The organism is Halorubrum rutilum, from assembly GCF_024494565.1.
In genome coordinates this window covers 180920-196299 of sequence record NZ_JANHDN010000005.1, presented here as the reverse complement: position 1 = coordinate 196299, position 15380 = coordinate 180920, and the positions used below count along the sequence as shown (strand labels likewise).

Annotated in this window: 13 protein-coding genes; 5 read left to right on the top strand and 8 right to left on the bottom strand. The window is 71.7% G+C overall.

The genetic code is table 11. The annotated features are described in order from the left end of the window. Positions 1-344 precede the first annotated feature (344 nt). From guaB to NO900_RS12030, 3 genes are all read left to right on the top strand, one after another. The gene (guaB, locus tag NO900_RS12040) at positions 345-1832 is read left to right on the top strand and encodes an IMP dehydrogenase (protein ID WP_256409469.1); all 1488 of its coding nucleotides are present in this window, start codon (positions 345-347) and stop codon (positions 1830-1832) included. 136 nt (positions 1833-1968) lie between these two features. Further along, positions 1969-2556 carry a HalX domain-containing protein gene (locus NO900_RS12035; protein ID WP_256409468.1) on the top strand — a complete coding sequence of 196 codons (588 nt, stop codon included), beginning with the start codon at positions 1969-1971 and terminating at the stop codon, positions 2554-2556. A 153-nt stretch (positions 2557-2709) separates the two neighbouring features. Beyond that, positions 2710-4689: a DEAD/DEAH box helicase gene (locus tag NO900_RS12030; protein ID WP_256409467.1), complete on the top strand. Its 1980-nt coding sequence runs from the start codon at positions 2710-2712 to the stop codon at positions 4687-4689. Between the two features lie 29 nt (positions 4690-4718). Here the strand turns inward: NO900_RS12030 and NO900_RS12025 are convergent, their stop codons facing one another. Further along, positions 4719-5786, bottom strand: a complete 1068-nt coding sequence (locus NO900_RS12025; protein ID WP_256409466.1) for a phytoene/squalene synthase family protein — start codon at positions 5784-5786, stop codon at positions 4719-4721. A gap of 197 nt (positions 5787-5983) precedes the next feature. Here NO900_RS12025 and NO900_RS12020 point away from each other — a divergent pair, with 197 nt between their 5' ends. Then, positions 5984-7174, top strand: coding sequence for an acyl-CoA dehydrogenase family protein (locus NO900_RS12020; protein WP_256409465.1), 1191 nt, complete (start codon positions 5984-5986; stop codon positions 7172-7174). An 18-nt stretch (positions 7175-7192) separates the two neighbouring features. On the opposite strand, the gene NO900_RS12015 is transcribed toward NO900_RS12020, so the two are convergent. From NO900_RS12015 to NO900_RS12000, 4 genes are all read right to left on the bottom strand, one after another. Next, positions 7193-9145, bottom strand: a complete 1953-nt coding sequence (locus tag NO900_RS12015) for a PH domain-containing protein (RefSeq protein WP_256409464.1) — start codon at positions 9143-9145, stop codon at positions 7193-7195. Continuing rightward, complete coding sequence (locus NO900_RS12010) at positions 9142-9606, bottom strand: PH domain-containing protein (protein WP_256409463.1); 465 nt, start codon at positions 9604-9606, stop codon at positions 9142-9144. The genes NO900_RS12015 and NO900_RS12010 overlap by 4 nt, the downstream gene beginning before the upstream one ends. Before the next feature lie 72 nt (positions 9607-9678). Next, complete coding sequence (locus NO900_RS12005; protein ID WP_256409462.1) at positions 9679-10368, bottom strand: YqjF family protein; 690 nt, start codon at positions 10366-10368, stop codon at positions 9679-9681. A 109-nt stretch (positions 10369-10477) separates the two neighbouring features. After that, a complete protein-coding gene (locus NO900_RS12000) occupies positions 10478-11431 on the bottom strand; it encodes a cation diffusion facilitator family transporter (protein WP_256409461.1) in 954 nt (317 codons plus the stop codon). A 229-nt stretch (positions 11432-11660) separates the two neighbouring features. Here NO900_RS12000 and NO900_RS11995 point away from each other — a divergent pair, with 229 nt between their 5' ends. Continuing rightward, positions 11661-12362 carry an HD domain-containing protein gene (locus tag NO900_RS11995; RefSeq protein WP_256409460.1) on the top strand — a complete coding sequence of 234 codons (702 nt, stop codon included), beginning with the start codon at positions 11661-11663 and terminating at the stop codon, positions 12360-12362. A 59-nt stretch (positions 12363-12421) separates the two neighbouring features. Here the strand turns inward: NO900_RS11995 and NO900_RS11990 are convergent, their stop codons facing one another. The 3 genes from NO900_RS11990 to NO900_RS11980 are packed head-to-tail and all read right to left on the bottom strand — an operon-like array spanning position 12422 to position 15305. Continuing rightward, the gene (locus NO900_RS11990) at positions 12422-13408 is read right to left on the bottom strand and encodes a metal ABC transporter permease (protein ID WP_379791771.1); all 987 of its coding nucleotides are present in this window, start codon (positions 13406-13408) and stop codon (positions 12422-12424) included. Next, positions 13405-14229, bottom strand: a complete 825-nt coding sequence (locus tag NO900_RS11985; protein ID WP_256409459.1) for a metal ABC transporter ATP-binding protein — start codon at positions 14227-14229, stop codon at positions 13405-13407. The genes NO900_RS11990 and NO900_RS11985 overlap by 4 nt, the downstream gene beginning before the upstream one ends. After that, on the bottom strand, positions 14226-15305 hold the full coding sequence (locus tag NO900_RS11980; protein WP_256409458.1) for a metal ABC transporter substrate-binding protein: 1080 nt from the start codon (positions 15303-15305) through the stop codon (positions 14226-14228). Before NO900_RS11980 ends, NO900_RS11985 begins: the two co-directional genes overlap by 4 nt. Positions 15306-15380: the final 75 nt, after the last annotated feature.

Here is a 15380-nt window from a genome sequence, read left to right as displayed (position 1 = left end):
CCGTCCGCACGACACGGACGATCGCCGGCGTCCGCTTATGAGTGCGGGCGGGAACCGACGGCCGATCGCCCGCTCCGCCGACGATCCGTCGCCGAACCCGGCGCCCGGGCGTCGAATCGCGGATCGGTTCGGGCATGCGAAATCGAACGAGGCGGCGGCGGCCGCCGGGACGGAACGCCAACGATGTCGGCGACGTGAGACCACGGTGATAGCCCCGGTCGACACCGGCCTCGTCGTGCTCTGTTCGATCCACGAATTCGCATATCTGCCGGCCAGGAATGAGAACGACGTGCACGTCCGTGCTGACTCGCAACGTTTTTTATTCGGCACTCACGACGGTTTATATGGAGACAAACTCCGGTCGATTCTCTGCGAAGCTCGACGTGCCGGAAGCGCTGACGTTCGACGACGTGCTCCTCCGCCCCAAGGAGAGCCGGGTCGAGCCCGACGACGCCGACCTCTCCGCGCGCGTCTCGAAGAACGTCGAACTCACCGTGCCGGTGCTGTCGGCGGCGATGGACACCGTCACCGAGAGCGACCTCGCGATCGCGATGGCCCGCGAGGGCGGGCTCGGTGTCCTCCACCGCAACATGACCGTCGAGGAGACGGCGGCCGAGGTCGAGCGCGTCAAGCGCGCCCACGAGCTCGTCATCCGCCGCGAGAACGTCGTGACGGTCTCGCCCGACGACACCGTGCGCGAGGCCGACGCCGTGATGGAGCGACAGGGCGTCTCCGGCGCCCCCGTCGTCGCCGGCGACGACACCGTTCTCGGGATCATCTCCGGCACCGACATCCGCCCGTACCTCGAGGTCGGCGAGGACGACGCCGTCAGCGAGGCGATGACCGACGAGGTCATCACCGCGCCGGAGGACGTCGAGGCGCGCGAGGCGCTCGAACTGATGTACGACCACAAGATCGAGCGCGTCCCGGTCGTCGACGGCGACGACCGGCTCGTCGGGCTCGTCACGATGCAGGGGATCCTCCAGCGCCGCGAGCACGAGGACGCCGCCCGCGACGGGGAGGGCCGCCTGCTGGCGGGCGTCGCCGTCGGCCCCTTCGAGGAGGAGCGCGCGATCGCGGCCGACGAGGCCGACGTCGACGTGATCTTCATCGACTGCGCGCACGCTCACAACCTCAACGTGCTCGACTCGGCGCGGGCGATCAAAGGGACCGTCGACGCCGACGTCGTCGTCGGCAACGTCGGCACGCGCGAGGCCGCGGAGGCCGCCGTCGACTTCGCCGACGGGCTGAAGGTGGGGATCGGGCCGGGCTCGATCTGCACCACGCGCGTCGTGAGCGGCGCCGGGATGCCGCAGATGACCGCGGTCTCGGAGGTCGCCGACGTGGCGACCGAACACGGCGTGCCGGTGATCGCCGACGGCGGCATCCGCTACTCCGGCGACGCGATCAAGGCGCTCGCCGCGGGCGCGAACGCGGTCATGCTCGGATCGTACTTCGCCGGCACCGACGAGGCGCCGGGCCGCGTCATCACGATGCAGGGGAAGAAGTACAAGCAGTACCGCGGGATGGGCTCGGTCGGCGCGATGAAGTCGGGCGGCGGCGACCGCTACCTCAAGGAGGAGGAGGAGGACGAGGAGTTCGTCCCCGAGGGCGTCGAGGCCGCGACCCCGTACAAGGGGAGCCTCGCCTCGGAGCTCCACCAGCTCACCGGCGGGATCTGCTCCGGGATGGGGTACGTCGGCGCCGAGACGGTCCCCGAGCTGCACGAGCGCGCGGAGTTCGTCCGCGTCTCCAGCGCCGGGCAGACCGAGGGGCACCCACACGACGTGATGATCACGGACGAGGCGCCGAACTACAGCCCGAACGAGTGACCCGGCCGGCGGTCGGGCGACCGGCGGGCCGATCCGGCGGGGTCCGGTAGCGGCGGTGTGGGCCCGAAGAGGTATTTTAATATAGCCCGCGGAACGACGAAAGGTGTGAGCGAATACCTCGTCGCTCCGAGAACCCATGAGTGAGCAACCGCCGCTCGTCCTCGTGGTCGAGGACGAACCGGATTTGGCCGACCTGTACGCCGCGTGGCTCGGCGACGAGTACCGCGTCCGGACCGCGTACGGCGGCCAGGAGGCGCTGGAGCAGCTCGACGAGGCCGACGACGACGTCGACGCGATCCTCCTCGACAGGCGGATGCCGGGGCTCTCTGGCGACGAGGTGCTGTCGGCGGTGCGCGAGCGCGGGATCGACTGCCGGGTCGCGATGGTCACCGCCGTGGAGCCCGACTTCGACATCCTGAAGATGGGGTTCGACGACTACCTCGTGAAGCCGGTCACCAGCGACACCCTCAAGGAGACCGTCTCGGGGCTGTTGCGGCGCGGCGAGTACGACACGGAGATGCAGGAGCTGTTCTCGCTGACCTCGAAGAAGGCGATGTTGGAGACGGAGAAGAGCGCGACGGAACTCGCCGACAACGACGAGTACCAGCGGCTCACGGACCGGATCGAGGAGCTGCGGTCGCGGGCCGACGAGTCGCTGGAGGCGGTGACCGAGGACGACGATGACTTCAAGAAGCTGTTCCAGGAGTTCGACGACGGGGAGTGACGGGCCGGCCGCGGACCGCCGCCGGGCCGCCCCCGGCGGGCGTCGGTCGTGTTCCCGCGGTCCGTAACCTGACGCGCTGTCCGTAAGCCGACGGTGCCGCCGGTCCCGTCCCCGCCGACTATTTAAATACGGTCCGGCCGAACCGACGATCGAATGCGCGTCAGCGACCTCCCGCTCGCGGAGCCGCACGTCGACCACTTCGCCGAGCGGGGGATCCGGGAGCTGTACCCCCCGCAGGCGGCCGCCGTCGACGCCGGCGTCTGCGAGGGCGAGAACGTCGTCGCGGCGATCCCCACCGCCTCGGGCAAGACGTTCGTCGCCGAGCTGGGGCTGTTGACCGCGGACGGGCCGGGGCTGTACGTCTGCCCCCTCCGGGCGCTCGCCCGGGAGAAGTACGAGGCGTTCGCGGCGCTGCCCGGCGTCGACGTGGGGATCTCCACCGGCGACTTCGACGCCGCGGGCGAGGCGCTCGCGGGCAACGACGTCGTCGTCGCCACCAGCGAGAAGGTCGACTCGGCGATCCGCAACGGCGCCGCCTGGGTCGACGAGCTCGCCTGCGTCGTCGTCGACGAGGTCCACCTCCTCGGCGCGGAGCGCCGCGGCCCGACCCTCGAAGTGACGCTCGCGACCCTCCGCCGCCGGAACCCCGACGTGCAGGTCGTCGCGCTCTCGGCCACCGTCGACAACCCGGAGGCGATCGCCGGGTGGCTGGACGCGACGCTCGTCGAGTCCGACTGGCGTCCGGTCGACCTCCGGACCGGCGTCGCCGTCGGCGGGCGCGTCGAGTTCGACGACGGGACGGCGATCGACGTCGCGGTCGAGGGGGGAGCGGGCCCCGGAGAAGACGGCGACGATGACGCCGACGGCGACGACGCCCCCGACGACACCGAGGTCACCGCCGCGCTCGTCGCCGACACGGTCGCCGACGGCGGGCAGTGCCTCGCGTTCGTGCGGTCCCGGACGGAGGCGGTCGCGCTGGCGGAGCGGCTCGCCGAGGACGGGCTCGGAGCGGAGATGGGGGTCGAGTCGGCCGCGGCGGCCGCCGCCGACGAGGTCGAGGCGGTCGACGGCACGGTCACCGGGCGACGGCTCGCCGACTGCCTCCGGTCGGGCGTGGCGTTCCACCACGCCGGGCTCCGCTCGGGGCACCGCTCGGTCGTCGAGTCGGCGTTCCGCGACCGCGACGTCGCATGCATCTGCGCGACGCCGACGCTCGCCGCCGGCGTCAACGTCCCCGCGCGCCGCGTCGTGGTCCGCGACCAGAAGCGCTACGCCGGGTCGGCGATGGAGTGGCTCCCGACGCTGGAGGTCCACCAGATGTGCGGCCGCGCGGGCCGCCCCGGGCTCGACCCCCACGGCGAGGCGGTGCTCGTCGGCGACGCCGACAGCGAGGCCGAGCTCGTCGAGCGCTACGTGGAGGGCGAGCCGGAGGCCGTCGAGTCGACGCTCGCGGACCCCGCGTCGCTCCGGACCCACGTCCTCTCGGCGGTCGCGACCGGCTTCGCCGAGACGGAGGAGGAGATCCTCGGCGTCTTCGAGGGCACCTTCTACGCCCGGGAGGCCGGCGCCGGCGGCCTCGCCGACGCCGTCGCCGTCGCGGTCGACGACCTCGTCGCGGCCGAGATGGTCCGCCGGGAGACCGGGGGCGTCGACGACTACCGGCTGGTCGCCACGCCGGTCGGCGAGACCACCTCGAAGCAGTACGTCAGGCCGGAGACCGGCGAGCGGATCGTCGCGGGGCTCCGGACCGCCGCCGAGATGGCCGACGCGACGACGCTCACCGCCTTCGAGGTGATCTGCGACACCCCCGACATGCAGGACACCTACCTCGGCAACGAGGAGCGCGCCGAGATCTACCGGTTCGCCCGGGCGAACGCGGGGCGGCTGACCACGGCCATGGGCGAGACCGACGAGTTCGAGGAGTGGTTGGAGTCGGTGAAGACCGCCCGGATCCTCGACGAGTGGATCGGGGGCGCGACGGTCGAGGAGCTCGTGGAGGCGTACCGGATCGGCCCGGGCGACCTCGACTCGCGGATCGAGCGCGCCGAGTGGCTGCTGAGCGCGGCCGAGGCGCTCGCGGAGACGGTCGGCGTGAGCGTGCCGGCGGTGTCGCGGGCGCGGGCTCGGTTGTAGCCGGAGTGAAGAAGCGGCGGCCGGACCCGTCAGTCGGCCGGCTCGACCGCGCGGTGGAACGGCGTCCGGGCGATCGTCCGGCGGAGGTCCGCCAGCGAGTCGCGGCCGGCGTCGCCGGCGACGGACATCACCGCGAACACCTCCTGCCTGGAGACCTTCACGCCGGTCTCGGTGAGCGCGTCCTCGGGGCGGGAGCTGAGCTCGCGGAGGGTGCCCACCGCGAGCAGGTACGGGACGGTCCACGCCTCCATCGTGTTCCCGTTCGAGAGCGGCATCGTCTCCAGGTACGCCTGCGCGTCGTCGAGGAACGACCGGGCGTACTCGGCGGTGCGGCCGACGACGCGGGCCGACGACTCCCGGTTGTCGGGATGGACGACGCGCTCCTGCTCGACCCCCTCGTCGGCCAGCCACTCGGCGGGGAGGTAGACGTTGTTCTCCTCGGTGTAGTCGTCGTACACGTCCTTCGAGACGTTGACGAGCTGGAGGAGCAGCCCGAACTCCTCGGCGGTGTCGCGGAGCCGCTGCGCCCGGTCCTCGCCGACGTCGCCCCGGGTGAGGAGGTTCGTGATGAGGTTGCCGACGGTGCCGGCGGCGTAGTAGCAGTACTGCTCTAACTCGTCGCGGTCGTCGATCCGGAGGCCGCCCTCGGTGGCGTGCCGGTCGACGAACATCGCCATCCCGTCGACCATCTCCAGCACGGGCGGGACGATGGCCTCGCGGGCCTCGGGCTCTAAGTCCTCGAACGTCGCCACGATCGTCGGGGCCTCGGCGACGACCTCCCAGTCCTCGTCGCGCTCGGCGGGCGCGGGGAGCCACTCGTCGACGGCCTCGCGGAACGCCGCGATGTCGACGTCGGAGTCGGGGTCGACGGCGTTGCGGTACGTGCGAAGCGCGTCGCTCTGGGCCTCGGGGGGGATGTGCCCAGCGTCCTCGACGGTGTCGGCGACCCGGCAGAGGAGGTACCCCACGCAGATCTGCGAGGCCATCGGCTCCTCCAACACGTCGACCGTCAGCGCGAAGGTCCGAGAAACGCCCTGCACCGCCTCGTGACACCACGAGAGGTCGGGCTCGACGGGATCGTGTGCTCGTCCGCTCATTCAGTTACCGACACTTACGGCACAACGCATAAAAAGCCTCGTGGAACGCCGCAAGCCTCCGCGAGCCGGGACGGCGACGGCGTCCCGGCGTTCGCGGGGACGGACCGACCGACGGCGGCGCGATCGGCGGTGAGGAATCCCACCGGCGTGTAAGATCGTGTAGAAACCGATAAGTCGCCGTGTCCGGAGTGTGTGGCATGGACTTCGCGCTCTCCGAGGAGCAGCGTCAGATCCGCGACACGGTCGCGGCGTTCGTCGACGCGGAGGTCGTCCCGCGGGCCGCCGAAATCGACGAGACCGACGAGTTCCCGGCGGACCTGATCGACGAGATGGCCGACCTCGGCCTCATGGGGATGCCGTTCCCGGTTGAGTACGAGGGCGCCGGCCTCGACTACCACAGCTACGCGATCGGCCTCGCGGAGATCTCTCGCGGCTCCGGCGGGCTCGGCACCGTCGTCGCCGCACACACCTCGCTCGCGGGCAACATGCTCTACGAGTTCGGCGACGGGGCGCAGAAGGAGCGGTACCTCACCGCCCTGAACACCGGCGAGGACGTCGGGGCGTTCGCGCTCTCGGAGGCCGAGGCCGGCTCGGACGTGCCGGCGATGACCACGACCGCGGAGCGCGAGGCGCGGAGCGCCTCCGAACGGAGCGGCGTCGCCGCGGAGCGCGACGGCGACGGCTACCTCGTCAACGGCGGGAAGCTCTGGATCTCGAACGGCTCCGTCGCGGACACGGTCGTCCTCTTCGCCAAAACCGACCCCGACGCGGGCCGGAAGGGGATCTCCTCGTTCGTCGTCCGTCCCGAGGAGGACGACGGCTTCGTCGTGGAGGGGACCGAGGACAAGCTCGGCGACAAGGGGTGCCCGACCGCGGAGCTCCGCTTCGACGACATGTGGATCCCCGAGGACCGACGGCTCGGCGGGGAGGGCGAGGGGTTCGTGCAGGCGCTGAAGACGCTGAACGGCGGCCGGATCACGATCGCGGCGCGGTCGGTCGGCATCGCCCGGGCCGCCCTCGACGAGGCGAAGTCGTACGCGGGGGAGCGCGAGCAGTTCGACCGGCCAATCTCCGACTTCCAAGCGATCCAGCACAAGCTCGCCGACATGGACACGAAGGCCCGCGCCGCGGAGCTGCTGATGCACGAGGCCGCGGACCTGAAGATGCGCGGCGAGGAGTACGTCAAGGAGGCCGCGCAGGCGAAGCTGTACGCCTCGGAGATCGCCCGCGAGGTCGCCAACGAGGGGATCCAGATCCACGGCGGCTACGGCTACACGAAGGACTTCCCGGCCGAGCGCTTCTACCGCGACGCGAAGCTCTCCGAGATCTACGAGGGGACCAGCGAGGTCCTGCGGAACACGATCGCTCAACGCCTGCTCGACGAGTGAGTCGGGCGCGGAGGCCGACTACGTCTCGTCGTCCGCCGAATCGCTCCCGCTCTCGACCGAGTCCGCGGCGGTCCCGTCGTCGCTCTCGGCCGAGCCGTCCTCGGACTCGTCGCCGCTCTCTCCGTCCGGCTCGTCCCCGCGATGCGCCACGTCCGCGTCCGAGGGGAACCGATCGACCGCGTACTCGCCGGTGTCGATCCGCTCCGCGGGCTCGGAGTAGTCCCGCTCGCTCGTGGAGAAGTCCGGTCGGATGACGCCGTCGTCGGGGACCTCCGGGCTCGCGTCGTCGTCGCCGGTGTCGGCGTCGACGTCGGATTCGGCGTCCGCGATATCGACCGCGTCGGTGTCAGGGGTCGACTCGACCGTCTCGTCGGCGTCGCCGTCCGCCGTCTCGTCGACATCGCCGTCGGAATCTGGCTCTACCGCCTCGTCGGCATCGGCGTCGAGATCCGACCCGACCGCCCCGTCGGCGTCGCCCTCGAACCACTCGAAGCGGTCCCGGCGGTCGCGCTGTTCCCGGAGCGACGACTGGAGCCGCTCCTGTAGCGTCTCGCGGAGCTCGATCGCCTCGTCGAGCTCGAAGTCGACCGCGGCGGCCGACGTGCCGGAGAGCGAGCTGCCCCCGGCGGTGTCGGCGACGACCGTCGCCACGTTCCACCGGCGCTGGAATATCGTCCGGCTGTCGATGACGGTCTGGATCCGGTAGTACGGGACGACCGTCACCGTCCGGTTCCAGAAGCCGTTGCGCGTGAGGAGGTGGTCGTCGCCCAGCCAGTAGCCGCGGTGCTTCCACTTCAGGTGCGCGGCCGGCGGCACGGCGAGCAGCAGGACGGCCGGACCGTACCACGGGAGGTCGGGGCCCGCGAACCAGTCGACGGCGAAGGCGACGCCGACGAGGACCGCGACGGCGATCGCGTACCGCACGACGTAGCGCCACCGGATCCGCTTCGGCGGCCGGGAGAACGTCGGCGTGCCGAACGGCTCGACCTCGTGGGCGAGCCGGTAGACGCGGTCCGTCGCCGCGATGGGGACGGCCGCCTGGCTCCCCCCGTCGCCGGACTGCCCGGGGGCGTAGCCGGCGGTCTCGATCGAGAGGCTCGCGTAGCCGAGCGCGCGCTTCGCCGGGTTGTCGGAGACCGTCAGCGTCTGCACCTTCTCGGTCGGGATCGAGCCGCTGTACCGGCGGAACAGCCCGCGCTCGTACCGGAGCTCGTCGCCGGCGCGCGAGAGGCGGAAGCCGTAGTAGTTCGAGAACGCGACCCCCGCGCCGAGGACCCACGACACGAGGAACAGCGCGCCGACGGCGACGACCGCGGTCGCGGTGAGCGCGGCGGCGGACGCCTCGGGGATGTACCCGGAGAGCACCGGGACCGACCCCGAGCTCAGGAACGCCAGCAGCCCGATGAGCCGCCCGTCGAACGAGAGCGCGCCGACCAAGGCGAGCTCGCCCGGCGAGATGGCGAACAGCTCCTCCTCCTCCGGACCGACCGCGTCGCCGTCGGCGGCCTCGTCGGTCCCCGCCGCCCCGGTCGACTCGCCGTCCGACGAGCCCGACTTGCGCCGTTGGACCTCGCGGCGGATCCGGGTCGCCTCGTCGGGCGTGACGAACCGGATCGACCCCTCGGTGGAGGAGCCGCCCGCGGTCTCCAGGTCGACCGCGGCGATGCCGATCGCCCGCTGGATCACGCTCTGGCTCACGTCGACGTTCTGGATCCGTCGGTAGGGGATCTCCCGCTCGCGGCGCGAGATCACGCCGGAGGAGATGTCGAGCGTGTCCTCCGTGAGCTCGTACTCGAACCGCCGGTAGTAGGCGACCTGGTACGCGAGCGCGGCGAGGAGGATCGCCCCGCCCGCACCGACCGCGATCGGGAGTCCGAAGTCGTTGCTGTTGACGACGAAGAAGGCGACCACGACGAACCCCGACACCTTCTGGAGCGCGCGGTACGGGACCGACCGGGGCGCGAGCTTCACACCGCGTCCTCCCCGTCCGCGCGGATCGCCAGTCGCTTCAGCTCCTCGCGGAGGTCGCTCGCGCCGTCCGGCGTCAGCCCCGGGATCCGGACGTCGGCGCCGCGGGAGCCGGCCGTGTAGACGACGCAGGAGGCGAGCCCGACGCCGCGCTCGACCGGCCCGCGCCGGGAGTCGACGTGCTGGATCCGCACCAGCGGCACCGTCGTCCGGACCTGCGTCACCACGCCGCGGTCGAGGTACAGCGCGTCCTCGCGGATCTCGTAGCTCCAGCGCCGGTACTTGAGCACGGCGTGCGTCACGCCGAGGGCGAGGAAGGCGCCGGCGGCGGCGACCGGCGCCCACCGCGGGAGCCGGTCGAGGTAGAACGCGCCGGCGAACGGGAGGGAGAGCACCGCGGCGACGAGCACCGCGCGGAGGACCCACACGACCTGGATTCGGGGATGCAGCGACTGTGCCGTCATCGGCGCTCCCCCGACGCGTGTCCGCGTGTCATACGCCGCCGTTGTCGACGCCGACGTATAAGTCCGGGCGGATCAGACCCGCCGGATCCGGTCCGCGCTCACGTCGATCGGGTCGGCACAGTGGACGATCGGCTCGCCGTCCGGGCGCTCGAAGCCGTTCGCCTCGAACAGCGTGTTCGCCCGGAGCTCGGCCGTCCCCTCGCGCAGCGTCCACGGCTCGTGCGCGATCTCCCCGCGGTAGAGGCGGTCTCCGTGAGCGTAGAACCGGTAGTTCTCGACGAGGAACGCGTCGAGCGACCCCGGCTCGGCCGCGAACGCCTCGCCGGTCGGCTCGTAGGTCGCGTCGAACCGCGCGCTCGGGACGCCGCGGTGCGTCCGGCGGCTCCGGAACCGGACGCCCTCGCCGGCCCGGGACCGCGTCGCGCTCATCTCGGCCCGGTAGTACGGCAGGGCGAACAGGCGCCGGGCGACCGCGACGCCGAGGCGGTCGTCGGCGTCGAGGTTGTAGAAGTAGACCCCGGGGCCCGCGGGACCTTCGACGTAGGTCCGGAGGTTGAGCTCCGGGAACGAGAGGCCGACGGGCGACCCGCGCGGCCGGATCCCGTCCATCACGAACGCGACGACGCCGAGGTACGCGTCGCCGTCGTGCGTGGCGACCGAGAGCCGCTCGGGAAGCGTCTCGTCGACGACCGCGGAGTCGACCGGCCAGTGGCAGAACAGCCCGTCGCGCCACGTCATCTCCAGCCAGCGGCGTCCGAACATACCCGAGGTAGGGGCGCGACGGGCAAAACCCACACGACGAGCGAGGGCTCTGGAGGCTCGGCCTCCCGTTCCGGACCGGGTCAGGCGTTCCGGCCCATCCCGATCCGGGTCAGGCGTCGCGGGTCCCCGGTTCGGGGGCCGGACCGGACCCCTCGCCCGCGTCGTCGGCGTCCTTCCACTCGCCGAGGCCGGACGGGTCGAGGTGGACGTGGACGTCGCCGACGTCGCGCAGGTCGCGGAGGCCGGTGACGAGCTGGGTCTCGACGTCGTGGGCCTCCCGGAGCGTCATCTCGCCGTCGACCTCGACGTGGACCTCGACCTCCAGGTCGGTCCCGTCGTAGAACACCGTCAGGTCGTGGACGCCCTCAACGGCCGGGTGTTCGCGGAGCGCCTCGATCACGCGGTCGCGGTCCCCGGCCGGCGGCGCCGCGCCGACGAGGTAGGTGACGTTCTCGCGGGCGATCTCGATCCCCTGGTAGACGACGAGGACGCTGACCAGCGCGCCGGCGACGGGGTCGAGGACGGGGAACCCGAACAGCGCGCCGACCACCCCGACAAGCGCCGCGACGGTGGTGTAGATGTCGTTGAGGCAGTCGGCCGCCAGCGCGGTCAGCGCCGTCGACCCGAGGGTCGCGTTGACCCGCTCGGTGTACCGGTAGAGGAGGTACATGTCGACCAGCGCGAACGCCAGCGCCGCGACGAGGACGGGGCTCGCCGTGATCTCCGGCGACCCGAGGAACTCCGAGACGGACTCCCGCAGCAGCAACGCGCCGAGCAGGAAGATGGTCGCGCCGACGAACAGCGCCGCCAGCGGTTCGATCCGCTGGTGGCCGTGGGGGTGCGTCTCGTCGGCGTCGTCGTAGCGGGCGCCCCCCCAGACGAAGACGACCGCGCTGGCGACGAGGTCGGCGACCGAGTGGGCGGCGTCGGCGAGCAGCGCGACGCTCCCGAACGCTAGCCCGGTGGCCCCGACGACCGCGATCTTCACCGCGTTGCCGAGGATGTTCGCCCCCGCGGCCAGCCGGAATCGGGCCTTCTCGCCGTCACCCCAGGGGCGCCACATACGTCCGGGTCGTCGCCGGGCGTGCTTAAGAACCTCGCCGTTTCGATCGGCGGCCGAGAGCCCCCGCGCGGCTCGGAGAACCGCCGCGCGGTCCCGGGAGCCGCCGCGCCGCCGAGGCGGCCGACGCCCGACGATCGCGGCCCCAGCGCCGCGGATCGCCGCCCGTCGTAACGACTAAGAACGAAACGCTCCTCGGTTACGGTAATGAATCACGAGTTTTTCGCCCGAGGTGGTCCCCGTGGGCGTCGAGATTAAGGAAACGGAGGTGAGCGACGAGGACTTCGAGGAGATGATGGGGTTCGTGCGGGACTACCTCGCGGCCAGCGTCGAGAGCGAGGAGGACGGCGGTCGGATGCGCTGGTACCCGTGGCACTCCGCGGACTACCGGTTCAACCACATCGTCAACGTCGTCGACCTCGCGACCGAGATCGCCGAGGCCGAGGGCGCCGACGTCGACGTGGTCCGGGTCGCCGCGGTGTTCCACGACGTCGCGAAGCTGGAGGCGGAACAGGACGTCCACGCCGAGGCCGGCGCCCGCGTCGCCCGCGAGTACCTGCAGAGCCGCGGCGACTACCCCGAGTCGTTCGTCGAGGAGGTGTGCGGGGCGGTCGTCGACCACTCGTACACGGGCGACCTCGCGGACGTGTCGCTCGAGAGCCGGTGCCTGATGGAGGCCGACCTGCTCGACAAGGTCGGCGCCAACGGCGCCGTGCTGATGCTGCTGCGGATGGGGTACGAGTCCCGGACGCACATGGACGCCGCGAAGATGGTCGACCGCGTGCTCCAGCGCGCGCACGACCACACCGAGCGCGTCGTCTCCGACACCGCCGAGAGCATCGCACACCAGCGCATCAAGCGCGTGAAGTGGATCCGCGAGTGGCTCGAAGAGGAGGTCAGCCGGATGGACGCCGAGGGCGTCACCGAGCGCTGACCGCGGCGCCCCGCTCGCGCTCGGCGGCCTCTCCGCGACCGGCGCGGTGGGACGGCCGGCTACTCCGCCGGCTCCGGGCGATCGACGTCGTCCCCCGCCCGTCGCGACCGGGCCTTCCCGGCGAGCACCGCGGCGACGTAGACGCCGACGGCGACGAGGACGATGGTGCCGCCGGCGGTCGTGTTGTAGCTGAACGACAGCGTGATCCCGACGATCACCGCGATCTGCGCCAGCACGACCGACGCGAGCAGGGCCTCGCGGAAGCCGCGGGCGAGCTGGGCGGCGGCCGCGACGGGCACGACGAGCATCGCGGCGACGAGGATGACGCCCATGATCTGCATCGCGCCGACGACGACGAGCGCGGTCAGCGTCGTCATCAGGCGGTTGTACCACGGGACGTCGATCCCGGCGACCCGCGCGGCAGTCTCGTCGAACGTGACGTACAGCAGCTGTTTGTACGTGACCGTGACGACGAGCGAGACGATCGCGAAGAGCGCGACCAGCAGGACGGCGTTCTCCCGGGAGACCGTCGAGAGGTTCCCGAACAGGTACTGGTTGATCCCGACCGCGAGCCCGCCGGTATTTAAACTGATGAGGACCGCGCCGAGCGCGAAGCCGGTCGAGAGCACGATCGCCATCGACACGTCGTTGTACGCGTCGGTGGTCTCCGAGATCAGCTCGATCGCCAGCGCGGCGATCACGGCGACGACCACGGCCGTGACGTACGGCGAGATCCCCGTCCCGAGCACGGAGTTGACGAACAGCCCGACGGCGACGCCCGCGAACGCGGTGTGCGCGAGCGCGTCGCCGATGAGCGCGAGCTGGCGGTGGACGAGGAAGGTGCCGATAAGCGGCGCCATCACCGCGATGAGCGCGCCGACGAGGAAGGCGTGGTGCATGAAGACGTACTCCAGCATCGCGATCCCGAGCCTCTCGCCGACCCAGCCGAGCCCGTCGCTCCACAGCCCGACGAGCCGCGAGAGGAGGTCGAAGGGGGCGCTCGACGGGAGGACCGACGCGACCGCGGCGGGCGCCGCCGGGGTCACGTCCGGAGCCCTCCCGCCTCGCGGCGCACGTTCGTCCCATAGGCGCGGTCCAAGGCGTCGCTCTCGGCGAACGCGACCGGGTCGCCGTCGAAGTACACCTCGCGGTTGAGACAGACGACCCGGGAGGCGTGCTCGATGACGGCGCCGATGTCGTGCTCGACGAGGAGGACGGTGATCCCGTCGGCGACGAGGTCGTCGAGGAGGGCGAAGAAGGCGTCGACCGACTCGGCGTCGACGCCGACGGTCGGCTCGTCCAGGACGAGCAGCTCCGCCTCGCCGGCGAGCGCCCGCGCGATGTACGTCCGCTGGCGCTGCCCGCCCGAGAGCGCGGCGATCTTCCGGTCGGCGAGCCCCTCGATTCCGACCGTCGCCAGCGCCTCGCGGACGCGGTCGCGGTCGGCGGCGGTCACCCGCCCGAAGCCGGCGTGCGGGAACCGGCCCATGAGGACGACCTCGCTCACCGTGATCGGCATGCGCTTCTCGTCCTCGGTCACGTCCTGCGCGACGTAGCCGACGCGCTCGCGCTCCGCGAACGCCCGGGCGGGGTGGCCGAGCAGCTCGGCCGTCCCCGCGTCGGGCTCGTGGAGCCCGAGGAGGAGGCGGAGCAGCGTGCTCTTCCCGGAGCCGTTCGGCCCGACGATCCCGACGTACTCGCCGCGCTCGACCCGCAGGTCCACGTCCTCGACGACGGGCGACGCCGCGTAGCCGAACGTCAGCCCGCGGGCGTCGACGAGGGGTCCGATCTCGCTCGCGCGGGAGCGCTCGGCGGCGGCGGCGTCCCCGCTCGTGGTCTCCTCGCGCGCGGCGTGTTCCCCGCTCATGGCTCGAAGTTCCGACCGTAGTCGGCGAACGTCACGTCGTCGGGGTCGTCGACGCCGAGGAGGATCCGGAACGTCGAGAGGTTCACCTCGCGGGCGATCTCGAAGTACCCCCAGCCGCGCTCGACCCACGATTCGGCCGTCCCGGCGTACGGCGTCACCGGGAAGTACGCCTCGACGTCGGTCTGCGCGAGGAGCTGTCTCGCCGGCCGTATCGGCTCGAAGACGGCCGCACCGATGTGGCGGATATCGTTGGCGGCGATCGTGTCCTGCGCCCGCCGCATGTCGGCCGGCCGCACGTCGTCGCTGGCCGCGAGGTTCACCACCAGCGGCTCGATCGTCGCGCCGTAGCGCTCCGAGACGTACGCGAAGGCGTTGTGCGCCGCGAGGAACGCCACGTCGCGCTCGGCCGCGTCGAAGACGGCCCGCCACTCCGCGTCGAGGGCGTCGAGCTCGGCGTCGATCGCGTCGGCGTTCTCGCGGATCGTCGCCTCGTCGTCGGGAGCGAGCGCCGCGAGCCCGTCGGCGATGTTCTCGACCGCGACCGTCGCGCGCCGCGGGTCGAGCCAGAAGTGCGGGTCCTTCGCGTCCTCGACCGCCTCGTCCTCGGTCAGCGAGTCGGCGAGGTCGAGCAGGTCGACCCCGGCGCGGGCGTTTATCAGCGCCGTCTCCGTCGTCTCCGCCTCCAGCGTCTCGATCGCGCGGTCGACCCACGGCTGGAAGTCGGGCCCGACGTGGACGAGGGCGTCGGCGTCGGTGATCCGGCGCTGGATCGACGGGTCGGGCTCCCAGCCGTGGCCGTGGAGCCCGGTCGGGACCAGGTTCTCGACCGCGACGTCCGTCCCTTCGGCGAGCGCGTCGGCGAAGTCGTAGAAGGTGAAGAAGGAGGCCACGACCGTGTACTCGCCGTCGGCGGCGGCTTCGTCGGTCCCGTCGCCCGCCGGATCTCCTCCGCCGGACTCCCCCGGATCGGCCGCGTTCCCCGCGCAGCCGGCGAGACCGCCCGCGAGGATGCCGGCGCCGACACCGGCGAACCGCCGACGCGAGAGACCGGTCGCCTCGTTCGTGTCAGTGTTCATTGCCGCTCTTTTGCGGCGGTGTATATAATACTCTTTGGACCAAAGAAAAAGATTAGAGTAGTCTAATTTTTTGCG

What these genes read in the sequence shown, in the direction of transcription:
- guaB (WP_256409469.1), top strand. Translation starts at nt 345, where the DNA reads ATGGAGACAAACTCCGGTCGATTCTCTGCGAAGCTCGACGTGCCGGAA.
- NO900_RS12035 (WP_256409468.1), top strand. Translation starts at nt 1,969, where the DNA reads ATGAGTGAGCAACCGCCGCTCGTCCTCGTGGTCGAGGACGAACCGGAT.
- NO900_RS12030 (WP_256409467.1), top strand. Translation starts at nt 2,710, where the DNA reads ATGCGCGTCAGCGACCTCCCGCTCGCGGAGCCGCACGTCGACCACTTC.
- NO900_RS12025 (WP_256409466.1), bottom strand. Translation starts at nt 5,786, where the DNA reads ATGAGCGGACGAGCACACGATCCCGTCGAGCCCGACCTCTCGTGGTGT.
- NO900_RS12020 (WP_256409465.1), top strand. Translation starts at nt 5,984, where the DNA reads ATGGACTTCGCGCTCTCCGAGGAGCAGCGTCAGATCCGCGACACGGTC.
- NO900_RS12010 (WP_256409463.1), bottom strand. Translation starts at nt 9,606, where the DNA reads ATGACGGCACAGTCGCTGCATCCCCGAATCCAGGTCGTGTGGGTCCTC.
- NO900_RS12005 (WP_256409462.1), bottom strand. Translation starts at nt 10,368, where the DNA reads ATGTTCGGACGCCGCTGGCTGGAGATGACGTGGCGCGACGGGCTGTTC.
- NO900_RS12000 (WP_256409461.1), bottom strand. Translation starts at nt 11,431, where the DNA reads ATGTGGCGCCCCTGGGGTGACGGCGAGAAGGCCCGATTCCGGCTGGCC.
- NO900_RS11985 (WP_256409459.1), bottom strand. Translation starts at nt 14,229, where the DNA reads ATGAGCGGGGAACACGCCGCGCGCGAGGAGACCACGAGCGGGGACGCC.
- NO900_RS11980 (WP_256409458.1), bottom strand. Translation starts at nt 15,305, where the DNA reads ATGAACACTGACACGAACGAGGCGACCGGTCTCTCGCGTCGGCGGTTC.